Below are 15846 nucleotides of genomic sequence, written 5' to 3'. Positions count from 1 at the left end.
CTGTGAGGTTTTTGTTGGAAAATTAACTTGCGACCTTAATATGCTATTTTAGAGTTCCTTGTTGCAATGATTTATAAAATATTTGAGTAGTAGAAGTAAACTGAGCAGCTTCTTCTAAAAAAGGATAATGGTTGCTCTCCTCAAATGTCACAAAAGTAGAATCGCATATACCCTCATGTATCTCGATGGAATATTGAATAGGACACTGCACATCGTGTCTTCCACACATAATTAGTGTTTTTGTTTTTATAGAAGGTAAATACTCCCTTAAATCAAATGAAGGATATTCATTGGCGAAAGCATTCATCCGGCTAACGGACATTGTTTTTTTGATTGGTTTACAAAAATAAGAGTTGTAGTTTTCTGGTTTATACAATGATAATTTTGTTCTCTTAGTAGATAGTTCTTTCCGTTCTTCACTTGTAAGGTGAGGGCTTTTTAAGTTTTCGATGAGCTCTTGCATATAATGAAACTGTGAATGTTCTGGATGATAAATACAAAATGGTGTTTCGGTATAGTTACTTGCTGCAGCGCCTGCTACGACTAATGATTGTAAGGAATTTGGATATGTAATCGCATATAAAAGTCCAAGCATACCACCTGTTGAATGACCAGTGAAATGCCATGTTGGGAGTTGTAAAGCTTCCCGTATTGCTTCTAAATCGTGAACCGTTTCAATCATACTTAATTCGTTTTCTGACTGGGCGGTTACAGAGCTACCAGCATCTCGTAAATTAATGAGAAATACACGATGCGTAGCAGTGAAAACATCTGCAAAGTAATCACCAGTTTCATTAAATTGTGAATAGTGATGTGTAATACAAAGCGGTTCGCCATTTCCTTTTGTAAAGAGTTCAAATGTGCCGCGTTTTGTGGGGATCATTTGTTGTGTCCACATAATATCACGTCCTTTTTTCATAAAAGTTGGACCGGTTAATTATTAAATAAAATATATCGGCGCAACTCGAAACATATCGACTTACCGACAGTAGTCGACAATAAATAAAAGGAGGCTATTCAAAAACGAGCCTCCTTTTCGTTTAGTACAAAGATTTTGTCATATTATTCCGAATAATTTCAAGGGATTTCGCTACAGTTAATGCATTCTTTTCTTCAATTTCTGGTTTACGGGGGATAGGTTTATACATGTTGTCTGGATCTTCCCATGTGAGGGGAAGTTCTGTTTCGGCTTGTCCTTTCCAAGCGTCAATCCATTCTGGAGGGAGATAACCCGAGATGTTTTGGATGTTGTTCATTTCGAGCCAAATAAGTGCCCAAGCTCTTGGTACGACGCGCCAATGGTCATAGCCACCGCCGCCGACAGCGATCCAGCGACCGTCGCAATATTCATTAGCAATTTCACGAGCGAGCTTCGGTATTTCGCGGTAAATATTCATGGTTGCACAAAGGTGTGTAAGTGGGTCGTAGTAATGTGCGTCGGCACCATTTTGCGTTAAAATAATATCCGGTTTAAAGTACGCTGCAACTTCTTTTACAACTGTTCGATATGATTTTAGAAAGGATTCATCTTCTGTAAAAGCATCCAGTGGAACGTTAAAAGAATAACTATAACCATTACCTTGTCCACGTTCGTTTACAGCGCCAGTTCCAGGGAATAAATAGCGACCAGTTTCATGTAATGAAATGGTGCATACGTTAGGATCATCATAAAACGACCACTGCACGCCATCACCGTGATGAGCGTCTGTATCAATATATAAGACGCGTAAACCGTATTTCTTCTGAATATACTTCATTGCGATGGAGCTATCGTTATAAATACAAAAACCAGATGCCTTGCCACGGAAGCCGTGATGTAAGCCTCCACCTAAGTTAAGTGCGTGTTTTACTTTTCCGGAAAGAACAGCATCGACAGCTGTTAACGTACCGCCAACGAGCAATGCGCTTGCTTCGTGCATATTTGGGAACATCGGTGTATCTTCTGTTCCTAGTCCATATGTCATCGCAATTGATTTTTCTAACTTTCCTTCTCCAGCACGTTTTACCGCATTTATGTACTCCTCTGTATGAACGTAGGCAATCTCTTCATCTGTAGCCATCCGTGGTGAGATGATTTGAGAGGGAGAGATGAAACCACCCTTTTGTAATAAATCATACGTAAGTGTGACGCGCAGTTGGTTAAAAGGATGATCAGGGCTAAATGAATAGCCCCGAAAGTCATCCGAATAAATAAACGCGCTACTCATGCTTGCATCCCCATGATGTTCGGCCATAATACGCGATAGCCTTCTGCTTCAAGTGCATCAATCACTTTTAGAGGATTCATCGTTTGAATGCGGAAAACAAGTACTTTATCATTCTCATCTTTTGCTGGGTAGACGAGAACGCTCACGATATTTATTTGTAAATCACTAAAAATAGCAACGACTTTTCCAAGAATACCAGGTTCATTTTTTACTTGAATTTCAATTTGTGAACTCGGTTGATGTGCTCCTGTTAATTTTACTAACGTGTGCAGTACTGTAGATTCTGAGATTATTCCAACTAACTTCCCAGCTTTTGTAACAGGAAGACAGCCAATTTTATTTTCAAAAAATAAAGTAGCAATTTCCTCAACGAAATCGAGAGGGTGGCAAGTCATTACAGGATGTTTCATAATAAGTTCAAGCGGTTGCTGTAGCATATCGAGTGAAACTTGTTCATCTAGAATAGACGGACTTGCATCTCTTACATCCCGATCAGAAATAATGCCTACGACGTGATTATTTTGATCGACAATTGGAATGTGCCGAATTCCTTTCGTGCGAATCGTTCGGATTGCTGTTTCGATTGTATCGTTTGGATGTAGTGTAACTACATTTTGATTCATAATTTCTTCTACAATCATTCCAGTTGCCCCCTTTATTAATACATAAAACGATTGTGAAAACGTAGACGATCAAAAGCTTGAATAGAATCCGTATCAACGCGTTTACCGATGCGGACCATTAAACAGTTGGCGGGATGTGAACAAATTTCAGGATCGTCTGTAGCCATCCATTGTAACCCGCCGGCATTCATCATCTTTTCCATTACTTTTCGGTATTCCCAAACATTTAATCCTGTTTGTTTCAAATCCCAGTGCCAATAATATTCAGTCGTCAATATAATGTAATCTTCCATATAATCGTCCATCATAGAAACCTCTAGTAAGTTCTTTCCGACAGAACTCCCGCGGAAGGCTGGAACTACTTCAATTGCCCCAAGCTCAATTAAGTTTTCTATTTTTCCTTCTGACCATCGTTCAAGTGGATCAGGATATAAATATGTAACATATCCAACAATCATCTGGTCATGTCTAGCAATAATGAGTCGAGCTTCTGGTAATTTAGAAATTTCGACAATTGCTTTATATTGCTGTTCAGCAGGACGAAATGCAACTAAATCTGGATGAAATTCATACATTTCAAGATTATGTGTAGAGACAGGACCTTCAATAATTAAAGTGCCTTTCGCTGTTTTTAAGTTTCTAGCATTGTATATTTTTTTATGAATCAATGTATTGCTCACCACCTTGAGGGTTTGTGAATCTATTAATATCGTACTTTATAATATATGCGATGTGAATCGAATTTTGTCATTAAAAATTTGTCTAAAAACCAACAAATATACTGAAAATTTTAAATAATATCATTATAATAGATAATAGAATACATAGGAGGGGGATGTAAAGTATGAAAGTAGAAACGCTTCCTGTCATTAAAGGAGAAAATAATTTGCCGAATTATGATGAGGCATACGCGAATTTTAACTGGGAAGAGGTTAATAAAAACTTTACTTGGAATGAAACAGGCCGAGTAAATATGGCGTATGAGGCAATTGATAAGCATGCGAAATCCGATCGAAAGAATAAAGTAGCTCTTTATTATCAAGATGGATCGCGAAAAGAGAAATATACATTTAAGGAAATGAAGGATTTTTCTAATAAAGCAGGAAATGTCCTGAAAAATTATGGCGATGTAGAAAAAGGCGATCGCGTTTTTATTTTTATGCCACGTTCTCCAGAATTATATTTCGCACTTTTAGGTGCAGTGAAATTAGGAGCAATTGTTGGACCGTTATTTGAAGCATTTATGGAAGGTGCGGTTCGCGATCGTTTAGAAGATAGTGAAGCGAAGGTGTTAATTACAACGCCTGAGTTATTAGAGCGTGTACCATTAAATGATTTACCTGCTTTAAAAACAGTTTTTCTTGTTGGAGATAATGTAGAAGAAGGCGGTAAAACGGTAGCGTTCAATCCTTTATTTGAACAAGCTTCAAAAGAATTACATATTGAATGGTTAGGCCGTGAAGATGGTTTAATTCTTCACTATACGTCTGGTTCTACTGGTAAGCCAAAAGGTGTGCTTCATGCGCAAAATGCAATGGTTCAGCACTATCAAACGGCGAAATGGGTATTAGATTTAAAAGAAGACGATGTATATTGGTGCACAGCTGATCCAGGCTGGGTAACGGGAACTGCTTACGGTATTTTCGCACCGTGGTTAGTTGGAGCGTCAAATGTTATTTTAGGTGGGCGATTTAGTCCGGAAGCTTGGTATGAAGCACTGCAAGATTACGGTGTAACAGTTTGGTATAGTGCACCGACAGCGTTCCGTATGTTAATGGGAGCTGGACAAGACGCAATTAAAAAATATGACTTATCACAAGTTCGTCACGTATTAAGCGTTGGTGAGCCGTTAAATCCAGAAGTAATTCGCTGGGGTATGAATGCATTTGGACTTCGTATTCATGATACGTGGTGGATGACAGAAACAGGTGGACAAGTTATTTGTAACTACCCTTGTATGGAAATCCGTCCAGGTTCAATGGGTAAACCCATTCCAGGTGTAAAAGCAGCGATTGTTGATAATGAAGGAAATGAAGTTCCTCCATACACAATGGGTAACTTAGCAATTGCGAAAGGTTGGCCATCTATGATGCGCGGGATCTGGAATAACCAGCAAAAGTATGAATCTTATTTCATGCCGGGAGATTGGTACGTATCAGGTGACTCTGCCTATATGGATGAAGATGGATACTTCTGGTTCCAAGGACGTATTGACGATGTAATTATGACGTCAGGTGAGCGCGTTGGTCCGTTTGAAGTAGAAAGTAAATTAATCGAGCATGCTGCTGTTGCAGAAGCAGGTGTAATTGGTATTCCTGATCCAGTGCGTGGCGAAATTATTAAAGCATTTATCGCACTTCGAGCAGGATACGAACCATCTGATGAATTAAAAGAAGAAATTCGTCAATTTGTAAAGAAAGGCCTAGCAGCTCATGCAGCGCCACGACAAATTGAATTTAGAGATAAATTACCGAAAACGAGAAGTGGTAAAATTATGCGCCGCGTATTAAAAGCGTGGGAGCTGAATTTACCAACAGGTGACTTATCAACGATGGAAGATTAAGAGAGGAAGGTCTGAACGAAAAAATGTTCAGGCCTTTTTTATGTTATTGTTAACTTATATATATAAGTTAACGGGGGTAGTATGATGAAAACAGAAAAAGAAAAGATGATACTAGGAGAAATGTATATACCGGCTGATCCAGTTTTAGTACAAGAAAGAGAGCAAGCACGTATATTAACGAGAAAATTAAATGATACGCCAGAAGAGCAATTGAAAGAGCGTAGCGAAATCATAAAAGAATTATTCGGAACGACAGGAGATAATATTCATCTTGAATCTTCTTTTAGATGTGATTACGGCTATAACATTCACGTTGGCGAAAAGTTTTACGCGAACTTTGACTGTACAATTTTAGACGTATGCCCGGTGACGATCGGAGTGAATTGTATGTTAGCTCCAGGTGTTCACATTTATACAGCAACGCACCCACTCAATCCAATTGAGCGTATAAGCGGATCAGAATACGGAAAACCAGTTACAATTGGCGATAACGTATGGATTGGCGGAAGAGCAATTATTAATCCAGGTGTAACAATTGGAGACAATGCGGTGATCGCATCTGGTGCTGTCGTAACGAAAGATGTGCCTAATAATGTAGTAGTTGGCGGGAATCCTGCAAAGATTATAAAAAAACTAAAATAATATTTGAACGAAGTGCCTTCCTCGTCTGTATACATTTATGAAAGAATAGATGAGGGAGGCTTTTTTATATCTAATAAATTACTCTTTGCGACGTTGTAAAGGATTGACAAGAAGGGAAACCTGACCTCTATTTGACACGCCTATATAAATGATGGTATAAAGAAAAGTATATGAATAATTGAGCGTGGAAAGGGAGAAGTAGTGATCATTTCCCTGTTTTAGAGAGCTGATGGCCGGTGAAAATCAGCACATAGATGATCGCGAATTACGCCCCTAGAGCATCTTTTTTCGATTGAATTGTATTCAAAAGGGAAGAGACGGTGCTAAGCCGTTATGTAAATAAGGTGGTAGGCTTTTTTTGGTCTGCAACTAGGGTGGTAACGCGATAATCAAAATCGTCCCTTATTTGAAGGGGCGATTTTTTTATGTTTTTAACCTTCACGCCAGTAATGAACTTAAAGGAGAGTATGTAGGATATGGGTATTTTACAAGATCTTGAATTTCGCGGTCTAATTAATCAGCAAACAGACGCTGAGGGCCTTGAGCAATTATTAGAAAAAGAAAGCGTTAAATTATACTGTGGTTTCGACCCGACAGCGGATAGCTTACACATCGGTCATATGTTACCAGTATTAATGTTACGTCGTTTCCAATTAGCTGGTCACCAACCAATCGCACTTGTTGGCGGTGGTACTGGTATGATCGGTGACCCAAGTGGTAAAAAAGCAGAGCGTACATTAAATACGAAAGATACAGTTGCTTACTACACAGAAAGCATTAAAAACCAACTTTCAAACTTCTTAGAGTTCGAAAACGTGGACAACCCAGCAACAATGGCTAACAACTATGACTGGCTTGGTAACTTAGATGTCATTTCATTCTTACGCGATATCGGTAAAAACTTCGGTTTAAACTATATGTTAGCAAAAGATACAGTAGCATCTCGTTTAGAAACTGGTATTTCATTTACTGAGTTTAGTTATATGATTTTACAATCATACGACTTCCTAAACTTATACCAACACCATAAGTGCCGCCTACAAATCGGTGGTAGTGACCAATGGGGTAACATTACAGCTGGTCTTGAATTAATCCGTAAATCAGAAGAAGATGCGAAAGCATTCGGTTTAACAATTCCACTTGTTACTAAATCTGACGGTACGAAGTTTGGTAAAACAGAAGGCGGCGCAATTTGGTTAGACCCAGAGAAAACGACTCCTTACGAGTTCTACCAATTCTGGATTAACACAGATGACCGCGACGTTGTTAAATACTTAAAATACTTCACATTCTTATCTCATGAAGAAATTCTTGAGCTTGAAAAGCAAGTAGCTGAAGCGCCAGAAAAACGTGCAGCACAAAAAGCATTAGGTGCAGAAATGACAAAACTTGTTCACGGCGAAGAAGCATTAGAGCAAGCGATTAAAATTTCAGCTGCATTATTCAGTGGTTCTGTAGCAGAACTAACTGCAAGCGAAATCGAACAAGGATTCAAAGACGTACCATCTGTAGAACGTACTGCAGAAGATACAGTATTAATCGACTTACTTGTAGAAAGCAAAATCTCTCCATCAAAACGTCAAGCACGTGAAGATGTAACGAATGGCGCAATCTACGTAAACGGTGAGCGTACACAAGCATTAGACTACGTTGTAACAGAAAACGACCGCATCGAAGGTAAATTCACAATCATTCGCCGCGGTAAGAAGAAATATTTCTTAATTCGTTACTAATAAATAAAAAGCTTTGAGGAAATTCCTCAAAGCTTTTTTGTTTTAATCTCCTTTTCGAGTTCATACGGAAATCACATGTAAGCGGTATGATAAACGTATAACAATTAGAAAGGAGTGGTAAAACGAAATGTCACTAGAAGCGTTGATTATTTTTTCTTTGCTAAACGCGGGTCAACTTGCAGAGAATTCGAAGGTTGATATACATAAAGAGCAGAAAGATGCTTATGTATATGTTCAAAAAGAGGAAAATAAATAACTTTAATATATATAAATAAAAGCTACTCGAAGTAACTGTTTTGGTGTCTTCGGTAGCTTTTTACATACATTATGAATAAATAGGAATCAATTCTCGCTTAAAATCTTCGTACATTTCAAAGGCAATTTTCATGATTTCTTTGAGTTCATCGTAACTGTGGAAGCATGGACGAAGTATTTTTTCTGTATCATTGGATAATACGTCTACAAACATAGCCCAAGATGTTCCAGTTCTAACTTCACCAGTGTGCCATGCCTCCCAAATAAATTCAACGAGTCCATATTTCAAGCTAATATTGAACCTGAAAGTATAGATATCTTTGTTTTTTACTTCTCCTACTCTAAAAAAGTTTTCTTTTTTCATAAAACGAGCTTTATAGCCAAGAGACTCAAATACTTCAATTGCTTTTTCATTTTCATAGTTTTCAAATGTATTTTCTCTATCTGGAAATTGTTTTGATAAGGACTTGTATCTCTCGGTAAAATTAATTTTCTCAAGTACTTCCTGTATTTCTGGTTTCAATGAATATGTCATTAATTATTCCTCCCTAAATCTAATCTCGATATCATATTTGTCTTTTGCTCGCTTTATATATTCATCTATTTTTCTGAAATTTTTATTAGATACTGGAATTTCTAAAATATGTTTTCCTTTTAGTAATTGCCCATCTATTTCTCTATACTTATTTGAACGAATCTTAGTGCCAATAGCATATTTATCCTTCATTTCTTTTAAATACTTCTCAAAAGTTTTAATATCAATATCTTCTAAATCTGTTGCTTTTCTAGAAATGATTTCCCCTTTACGTGGATTATATGAATCTAATCTTTTACCGTTACTTAGTTGAATCTCATCATGTGGATACCATTCGTTTTTTTGAGCAGTTTTATTAAACTTATTTCCTCTTGCCATAGGTGAATCTTTTGTCCAATAATCACTTGCTTCTTTCCAGTTCAATCTATCTTTAGGTACTTTACCGTCTTTTGCTTTTCTAACGCAATATTCCGCATATTTTAATTCTAAATCAGATTCGACAAACTTACCATCTTTTAAAAGATTTTTAGAGGAACCCCCAGAAGAAGACTGAAACCTTTGCAAAGTATCGATACTATTTTGAACGGTATTATACCATACAAATGCACCATGTGTAGCAACACCTGCTCCAGCGGTTGTAAGAGCTAAATCAGCTGGGATAACAATTGGTGATGCTGCCCCGAAAGTTACTCCTTCTAACAATACGGTTCCAACATTTGATCCTGTTACAATAGCTATACCGCCCAAAATTTCAAAAATAGATCCTACCCCTGATACAAAATTCCCCACAAGATTTCCGACTTGAAAGGTTGTTTTGTTTTCTAATTCATTGCCCATTGGTAATTCTACGCCTGTAAAGTTTTCAGCAGCTGAATTACAAATTCCTTGGAAGAATTCCCAAGCGCCAATAGCTGTTTTTTGGTACCACGGTCTATTAGCTTCTTGTTCCTGCAAAGCCATTTTTTCTTCAATTTCTTTTTTTATTTCGGCTTCTTGGACTCTTTCCTCTGCAATTTTTTGAATAGAGGTTATCCATTCCATATTCAACCCTTGTGTACTAAATGCACCACTGACGGGACTAAAACCTTTTCCGCTTTGTACTTCAGCTAAACCTGTCGTGATACTAGCGGCTAATTGAATCGCTGTATTATAGTTATCACTAGATGTTTGATTAAATTCATATAGGTGCTCTAGCTTTTCTTGAAGTTTACGCCTCATGTCAGCAAATAGATTTACTATAGCGTCCATGCCCGAGATAGGCATAGCTTGATTGATTGCTTCCGTACTTGCTATCATTCGGTCAATTTCTCGAATTTGTTCTAATATCTCCTGTTCGATAACATCTGTAGAAGCTACCTGTGATTGAAAGTCTCTTGGAAAAGCATCATTTTGACGGATTAATTCTTCGCATAAGTAAATGATTCCTTGTGCTAACGGACGAAAGGTTTGTAAGAAATATGCTTTTGCACTGCTATATGTTTGTCCTTGTAGAACAGTATCCAATGCAAAAGCGTCAATAGAATGAATAATTTGTTCCATTCCTTGAATAGTAGCGTTACAGAAAGCGTTCATACTTTCTGTTTGAGCTTGAACGGAGAGAATTAATCCAAAAGATTAACGGTGCTTGAAAATGATGTTTTTGATGGTAATAGCATTTTGGAAGAACTGTCAAGTGAGTATCAATTAAGCTTACGTGAAGATATGTTTGAAGCATTGACTGGTTTAGAAGAAGGTACGCTGGCTAACTTTAGAAATGATAGATCTAATGTTGTGTTAGCACTGAAAAGAAATACTAAATCGAATAGAACAGTATAAATAAAAAAAGAAACACTGAATGGGTATATATTTCATTCGGTGTTCTTTTTTTATTTTCAATTAGTATTTTGAACCCCCCTATCAAAAACTAAAATTTCCTCTCTGGAGAGGATAGGTAGCGTAGGGGCATCTCTATCGTTAGGCAACACAAAAAAAGGGGGGTGTGAAATGTCTACGAAAATCTATAAATTATTACATAATAAAAGCCACAACTCATATGAGTGTGACTTAAATGTTTTTATTCAGCCTCAGCCTCGAAGCGTAAAGTGATGAAAACTCAAATGAAACCATAAGATATCTAGCAGGATTTATTTTCCTAGATTTGAAATTGTTATATCAATTTCGTTTCTTTTTGCAGTGTTTAAAGCGTTGCTTAGTAAATCTAAAAAAGTTGTACCTGTTGGAGTAGCGTGATAATTGGCTAAACTAGTTGTTTTATTAGGGATTTTATTTCCCCAAGGTGGCTGTTTCTCTATGTGCTCAATATCCCAGATGACTTCTGTAGGAGGGAATTCACTTAAAATTTTTCTTATCTCTTCTACATTTTGAAGTGCTTCTTCTGTGTCCTCCCAACGTAACTTGTCGAAATATAAATTCTTCATTAATAGTGGGTACTTAGTGCCCCAACCTTCAGACTCTGTATGATAAGACATGGTTGAAAAAAAGCTATGTAAAAAATCAGGGTGTCCTGTTTCATAGAAAAATATATCTACTTTAAATCCTACTGCCATTAATATCAATCCTCGCGCTTAAATATTACGTTTTTAATGAATAATTACATAAATCAATAAAAAGAAGAACGTTTATCCTCACTACAAGGCGTTCTTCTTTTTTTATTTTATTCGTCGTCTTCAAAATCGCGTAAGCTATCTAGCAATTCTGTAAAAGATGAACAAACAGGGTAAATTGCTTCTTCCATCTCTTCTTCCTCATGATCCCAAAATACAACGGTTGGGGCTTCGGGATTATTTCGGTAATCAAAGCATAGAAGGTTACCAAACGGGTCCCTAGCAAAAGGGTATACTTTATCAACTAATCTATCTTTTATACCTTCATAGTTTTGGACAATCGAATATTTATCTTCTATATGAAGAGTTAAGAGGTCACTGAATACATTTTCATCTTGTCCTGGTACATCAAATACTTTTGGATTAGGGTATCCCCCGTCATATTTCTTCACGCACGCAACAAAATCGTTGGGTAATTTAATATTAAAATATTGTTCTGCCTTTTGGATTTCTTCGTCTGTAACTGGTGTTTTACTCATAAAGGACCATGTAATATTGTTCATTTTTGCCACTCCTTATTTATCGCTATCTTTTCCCCAAATTCTATAGCCACCTGTATGGCCAGTATCGTGATGTATCTGATAATCTACAAGTTGCATTCTACCAGTATCTTGATGGTGATGCCATGTGTAATGCTTTGGTGTTTCGCCTTGTTTAAACATTTGAATTTCTTCTTTCGTAAATCTTGAAGCTAAATCAGGGTCTTTTATTATTTGTTCGTATAATGCTTTACTACATTTTCTAAAATGTGTTGTTCTAGATTTTTTTAAGTCTGCCTCTTTTAGGATTACCTCACCCTTAGATTTAAAAATAGGGAACCCATCTGCATCATACGGAATACCTGTAACAGGGTGTTTGTCTCCTGCCAACTCACCTTTTCTTAATCTTATTGTCTTAGGGCCATTTGGACCTTCATAAGTATATGGAGCTGCTTTCTGCAAATACTGTTGGATACTTCCAACTCCTGCATATGAGAAAGAATTTCCAGGTTTTAATTCATAGTTGTTTAATATATGCAATGCATTTCTGTATGCAGGGGAATTAGTTATAAGGGATTTCCCTTTAATAAGACTTGTCATAGCAGATGCTTTACCTACTTGTCCAATTTTATCTAGACCTTTGCTACCAATAAACCCTGTGAGTAGCGAGGTGATTGCATAAGCTGCATAATGTTCTCTACTTTTCATATCCCCATTCCAGAATTCATTCATGAATGAATCGGATAGGGCATTCCATGCCGCAGGTAGAGTTTCTTCATAATTTACGATTGTATCTTTCATGTTTAACCAGGTCTCTTTATCTCCTAAAGCAACAAATCCGTCCCATGCATCTACAACCCCATCTACAACCCCAGTAGAAATCCCAGTCCACGCATCATTCAAGTCCTTTTTATTTTTATCCCAAAAGGTCTCTTCTGATTTTGGCGGAATTTTGCCGCACATTGCCCCTTCTGCAATTGAATTATCAGCCTGACGCGTCCTATCTTCTGCAATCGCTTGAATAGAAGCTACCCAATCCATATTCAATCCTTGTGTACTAAATGTACCACTAGCAGGACTAAAACCTCTCTCACTTTGGACTTCAGCAAGACCCGTCGCAATGCTAGCGGCTAATTGAATTGCTGTATTATAGTTATTACTAGATGTTTGGTTGAACTGATACAAATGATCTAACTTTTCTTGAAGTTTGCGCCTCATGGCAATAAAAAGATTTACCATAGCGTCCATGCCCGAAATTGGCATAGTTTGATGGAGTGCTTCTGTACTTGCTATCATTCGGTCAATTTCTCGAATTTGTTCTAATATTTCTTGTTCAATAACATCTGTTGAAGCTACCTGTGATTGAAATTGACTTGGAAAAGCATCGTTCTGATGAATTAATTCCTCACATAAGTAAATGATTCCTTGTGCCAAAGGACGAAAAGTTTCTGCAAAGAATGCTTTTGCGCTATCGTATGTTTGCCCTTGTAGAACAGTATCGCTTGTAAAAGCATCAATCGACTGAATAGCTTGTTCCATACCTTGAATAGTAGCGGTACAGAAAGCATTCATACTTTGTGTTTGAGCCTGTACTTCCCCTAAATACATATTTAAACTCAAAAATCTCCCTCCTTTAATAAGTAAATTATACCGATTTAAGGAGATAACTGTAAATATTACATTGTAATGAGTTTATTAGAGGTATTAATATTCCTAAAAGCGAGCTTATCCATATTCCAATGGAAAGGGGAGTAAAGAACTAGTGGTATTAAATAATTTAAAAAATAAAAAAGTGAACGAGTATGAAAAAATTCGTTCGCTTTTTTTACCCTTTATAAATGTAATTCATAATCTCCGTTAATAATATTTGGTTTTCAAAACATTTCTTCGTACAGACTAACATGTTTTGAAAAGCCATTTTTTAATGCTTTATTTTGCATTATTAGTGACAAATAAAAAAAGCCCAGGCCCCTTGATAAACAAGGTTCCTAAGGCTTTTAATACTACTCTTTGCAGAGTACCGAGATTAACGAGAGTAGAACTCTACGATTAATGCTTCGTTGATTTCAGCTGGTAACTCAGCACGCTCAGCGTGACGAGTGTAAGTAGCTTCTAATTTGTCAGCATCGAAAGTTAAGTATTCTGGTACGAAGTTGTTAACTTCGATCGCTTCTTTAACAACAACAAGGCTGTTAGATTTTTCGCGAACGCTGATAGTTTGGTTAGGTTTTACACGGTAAGATGGGATATCTACGCGAGCGCCATCAACCATGATGTGACCGTGGTTTACTAATTGGCGAGCTGCACGACGAGTGCGAGCTAAGCCCATACGGTAAACTAAGTTGTCAAGACGAGCTTCAAGAAGGATCATGAAGTTTTCGCCGTGCTTACCAGGCATTTTACCTGCTTGGTCAAATGTGCGACGGAATTGACGCTCAGTCATGCCGTACATGTGACGAAGTTTTTGTTTCTCTTGTAATTGTAAACCGTATTCTGAAAGTTTCTTACGTTGGTTAGGACCGTGAGGACCTGGTGCGTAAGGGCGTTTTTCTAATTCTTTTCCTGTGCCGCTTAGAGAGATTCCAAGACGACGAGACAGTTTCCAAGCTGGACCTGTATAACGAGCCATAGTTGACTCCTCCTTTAAAAATGTTTTTATTTACGTAAAATAAAAACAGACGTAATCGATATTTACGGGCATTTTGTTTTCATGTACCTTCGCTCCAGCAGCAGGGAGTTACGAGATACACCTCCGTAGAGGAACAAAATACAAACGATAAACTCACATTACAAGGCTGCCTTTTTATTTTACACAAACGCTATTATATCTTTTACCCAGAGTTTCGTCAAGCGAGTACGTTTTTGTTTTATGCATATAAATTTTGGAAATTAATATAAGAAGGAATTTAAAACAATATAAAAGAAGAGATAGAAACACAAATAAAACGCTTACATAAAATGTAGTAAAAACGTTCATCAGTTTTTATTGGTGAATATGCGGGATAAAAACATAAAGGGGATGTTTTTATGAAAAAGAAGCATATGGAGACAGCGTTAATTCATCACGGTTATACACCTGAGGAACATAAAGGAAGTTTAACACCACCTTTATTTCAAACTTCTACATTTACATTTGAGACTGCGCAGCAAGGAGAGGCGAGTTTTGCGGGAGTGGATCCATCTTATATTTACTCACGGCTTGGAAATCCAACTGTGAAATTATTTGAAGAACGTATGGCGGTGTTAGAAGGAGGAGAAGAGGCACTTGCCTTCGGATCTGGTATGGCAGCTATTTCAGCAACTTTAATTGGTTTTTTAAAGGCTGGAGATCATATTATTTGTTCAAACGGATTATATGGGTGTACGTACGGTTTTTTAGAAGTGTTAGAAGAAAAATTTATGATTACGCATTCGTTTTGTGACATGGAGACAGAGGCTAATATTGAAAATAAAATTCGTTCGAATACAAAGCTTATTTTCGTTGAAACACCGATTAATCCAACAATGAAATTAATCGATTTAAAACAAGTGATTCAGGTTGCGAAGCAAAATGGCTTACTTGTCATTGTTGATAATACGTTTTGTTCGCCTTATTTACAAAGACCGCTTGAGCTTGGCTGTGACGCTGTTGTGCATAGTGCGACAAAATATATTGGTGGCCATGGTGACGTTGTAGCGGGTATAACGATTTGTAAAACGAAAGCGTTAGCTGAAAAGATTCGCCCGATGCGAAAAGATATCGGCGGTATTATGGCGCCGTTTGATGCGTGGTTATTATTACGCGGGTTAAAGACTTTAGCAGTAAGAATGGATCGTCATTGTGATAATGCAGAAAAAATTGTATCGTTCTTAAGAAAACATGATGTGGTAGAAGAAGTTTGGTATCCAGAAGGGGAGTTAGCATCTCGTCAAATGAAACGCGGGGGCGGTGTTATTTCTTTTTCAGTAAAAGGCGGAAAAGAAGAGACGCAAGCGTTTATTAATGATCTTCACTTTATTACAATTGCGGTAAGTTTAGGCGATACAGAAACGTTAATTCAGCATCCAGCAACGATGACGCACGCTGCGATTCCGGCTGAACTAAGAAAAGAAATGGGCATTTTCGATAATTTAATACGCTTATCGGTCGGTTTAGAATCGTGGGAGGATATCGTTTCTGATTTAGAGCAGGCATTAAAGAAAATATCTACTGTTAATCAATAAAAA

16 protein-coding genes and 1 other annotated feature are annotated in these 15846 nt (G+C 37.2%); of the genes, 6 read left to right on the top strand and 10 right to left on the bottom strand.

Annotated elements, in window-relative coordinates; all coding sequences use genetic code 11:
• Positions 1-43: 43 nt before the first annotated feature.
• From DOS87_RS25530 to acuA, 4 genes are all read right to left on the bottom strand, one after another.
• Positions 44-919: an alpha/beta fold hydrolase gene (locus DOS87_RS25530; protein ID WP_139788849.1), complete on the bottom strand. Its 876-nt coding sequence runs from the start codon at positions 917-919 to the stop codon at positions 44-46.
• A 121-nt stretch (positions 920-1040) separates the two neighbouring features.
• The gene (gene acuC / locus DOS87_RS25525; protein WP_000092825.1) at positions 1041-2207 is read right to left on the bottom strand and encodes an acetoin utilization protein AcuC; all 1167 of its coding nucleotides are present in this window, start codon (positions 2205-2207) and stop codon (positions 1041-1043) included.
• Entirely contained in the window at positions 2204-2848 is a 645-nt protein-coding gene (locus tag DOS87_RS25520; RefSeq protein ID WP_000634583.1) for an acetoin utilization AcuB family protein, read from the bottom strand. The genes acuC and DOS87_RS25520 overlap by 4 nt, the downstream gene beginning before the upstream one ends.
• 17 nt (positions 2849-2865) lie before the next feature.
• Complete coding sequence (gene acuA / locus DOS87_RS25515) at positions 2866-3498, bottom strand: acetoin utilization protein acetyltransferase AcuA (protein ID WP_000581392.1); 633 nt, start codon at positions 3496-3498, stop codon at positions 2866-2868.
• Between the two features lie 176 nt (positions 3499-3674).
• On the opposite strand from acuA, the gene acsA reads away from it, so the two are divergent.
• The 4 genes from acsA to DOS87_RS25495 all read left to right on the top strand — a co-directional run bounded on the left by acsA (position 3675) and on the right by DOS87_RS25495 (position 8024).
• Entirely contained in the window at positions 3675-5393 is a 1719-nt protein-coding gene (gene acsA, locus DOS87_RS25510; protein WP_000862049.1) for an acetate--CoA ligase, read from the top strand.
• A gap of 81 nt (positions 5394-5474) precedes the next feature.
• Entirely contained in the window at positions 5475-6035 is a 561-nt protein-coding gene (locus DOS87_RS25505) for a maltose acetyltransferase domain-containing protein (RefSeq protein ID WP_079246030.1), read from the top strand.
• A gap of 176 nt (positions 6036-6211) precedes the next feature.
• Positions 6212-6441 (top strand) — a binding site (T-box leader).
• 70 nt (positions 6442-6511) lie between these two features.
• Positions 6512-7768 (top strand): tyrosine--tRNA ligase, encoded by a 1257-nt coding sequence (tyrS, locus tag DOS87_RS25500; RefSeq protein ID WP_098578058.1) that lies wholly within the window; start codon positions 6512-6514, stop codon positions 7766-7768.
• Between the two features lie 127 nt (positions 7769-7895).
• Positions 7896-8024: a hypothetical protein gene (locus tag DOS87_RS25495; protein ID WP_000050940.1), complete on the top strand. Its 129-nt coding sequence runs from the start codon at positions 7896-7898 to the stop codon at positions 8022-8024.
• A 69-nt stretch (positions 8025-8093) separates the two neighbouring features.
• Here DOS87_RS25495 and DOS87_RS25490 read toward each other — a convergent pair whose 3' ends face one another.
• Together DOS87_RS25490 and DOS87_RS25485 are read right to left on the bottom strand one after the other, a co-directional pair.
• Positions 8094-8558, bottom strand: a complete 465-nt coding sequence (locus tag DOS87_RS25490) for a hypothetical protein (RefSeq protein WP_000222511.1) — start codon at positions 8556-8558, stop codon at positions 8094-8096.
• A gap of 3 nt (positions 8559-8561) precedes the next feature.
• A complete protein-coding gene (locus DOS87_RS25485; RefSeq protein ID WP_098578057.1) occupies positions 8562-10130 on the bottom strand; it encodes a T7SS effector LXG polymorphic toxin in 1569 nt (522 codons plus the stop codon).
• 48 nt (positions 10131-10178) lie between these two features.
• On the opposite strand from DOS87_RS25485, the gene DOS87_RS25480 reads away from it, so the two are divergent.
• Complete coding sequence (locus tag DOS87_RS25480; RefSeq protein ID WP_239482593.1) at positions 10179-10373, top strand: hypothetical protein; 195 nt, start codon at positions 10179-10181, stop codon at positions 10371-10373.
• 308 nt (positions 10374-10681) lie between these two features.
• Here DOS87_RS25480 and DOS87_RS25475 read toward each other — a convergent pair whose 3' ends face one another.
• From DOS87_RS25475 to rpsD, 4 genes are all read right to left on the bottom strand, one after another.
• The gene (locus DOS87_RS25475; protein WP_098578056.1) at positions 10682-11104 is read right to left on the bottom strand and encodes an immunity 70 family protein; all 423 of its coding nucleotides are present in this window, start codon (positions 11102-11104) and stop codon (positions 10682-10684) included.
• Between the two features lie 107 nt (positions 11105-11211).
• Positions 11212-11664 (bottom strand): SMI1/KNR4 family protein, encoded by a 453-nt coding sequence (locus DOS87_RS25470; RefSeq protein WP_001060036.1) that lies wholly within the window; start codon positions 11662-11664, stop codon positions 11212-11214.
• Between the two features lie 12 nt (positions 11665-11676).
• The gene (locus tag DOS87_RS25465) at positions 11677-13260 is read right to left on the bottom strand and encodes an HNH endonuclease (RefSeq protein WP_098578055.1); all 1584 of its coding nucleotides are present in this window, start codon (positions 13258-13260) and stop codon (positions 11677-11679) included.
• A gap of 406 nt (positions 13261-13666) precedes the next feature.
• On the bottom strand, positions 13667-14269 hold the full coding sequence (gene rpsD, locus DOS87_RS25460; protein ID WP_000135320.1) for a 30S ribosomal protein S4: 603 nt from the start codon (positions 14267-14269) through the stop codon (positions 13667-13669).
• 398 nt (positions 14270-14667) lie between these two features.
• Between rpsD and megL the strand changes: the two genes are divergently transcribed.
• Positions 14668-15843 carry a methionine gamma-lyase gene (megL, locus tag DOS87_RS25455; RefSeq protein WP_086390951.1) on the top strand — a complete coding sequence of 392 codons (1176 nt, stop codon included), beginning with the start codon at positions 14668-14670 and terminating at the stop codon, positions 15841-15843.
• The last annotated feature ends 3 nt before the right edge of the window (positions 15844-15846 follow it).

It is taken from the genome of Bacillus sp. CR71, from assembly GCF_003429245.1.
GTDB classification, from domain to species: Bacteria; Bacillota; Bacilli; order Bacillales; family Bacillaceae_G; genus Bacillus_A; species Bacillus_A thuringiensis_S.
This window is presented reverse-complemented; position numbering and strand designations above follow the sequence as displayed.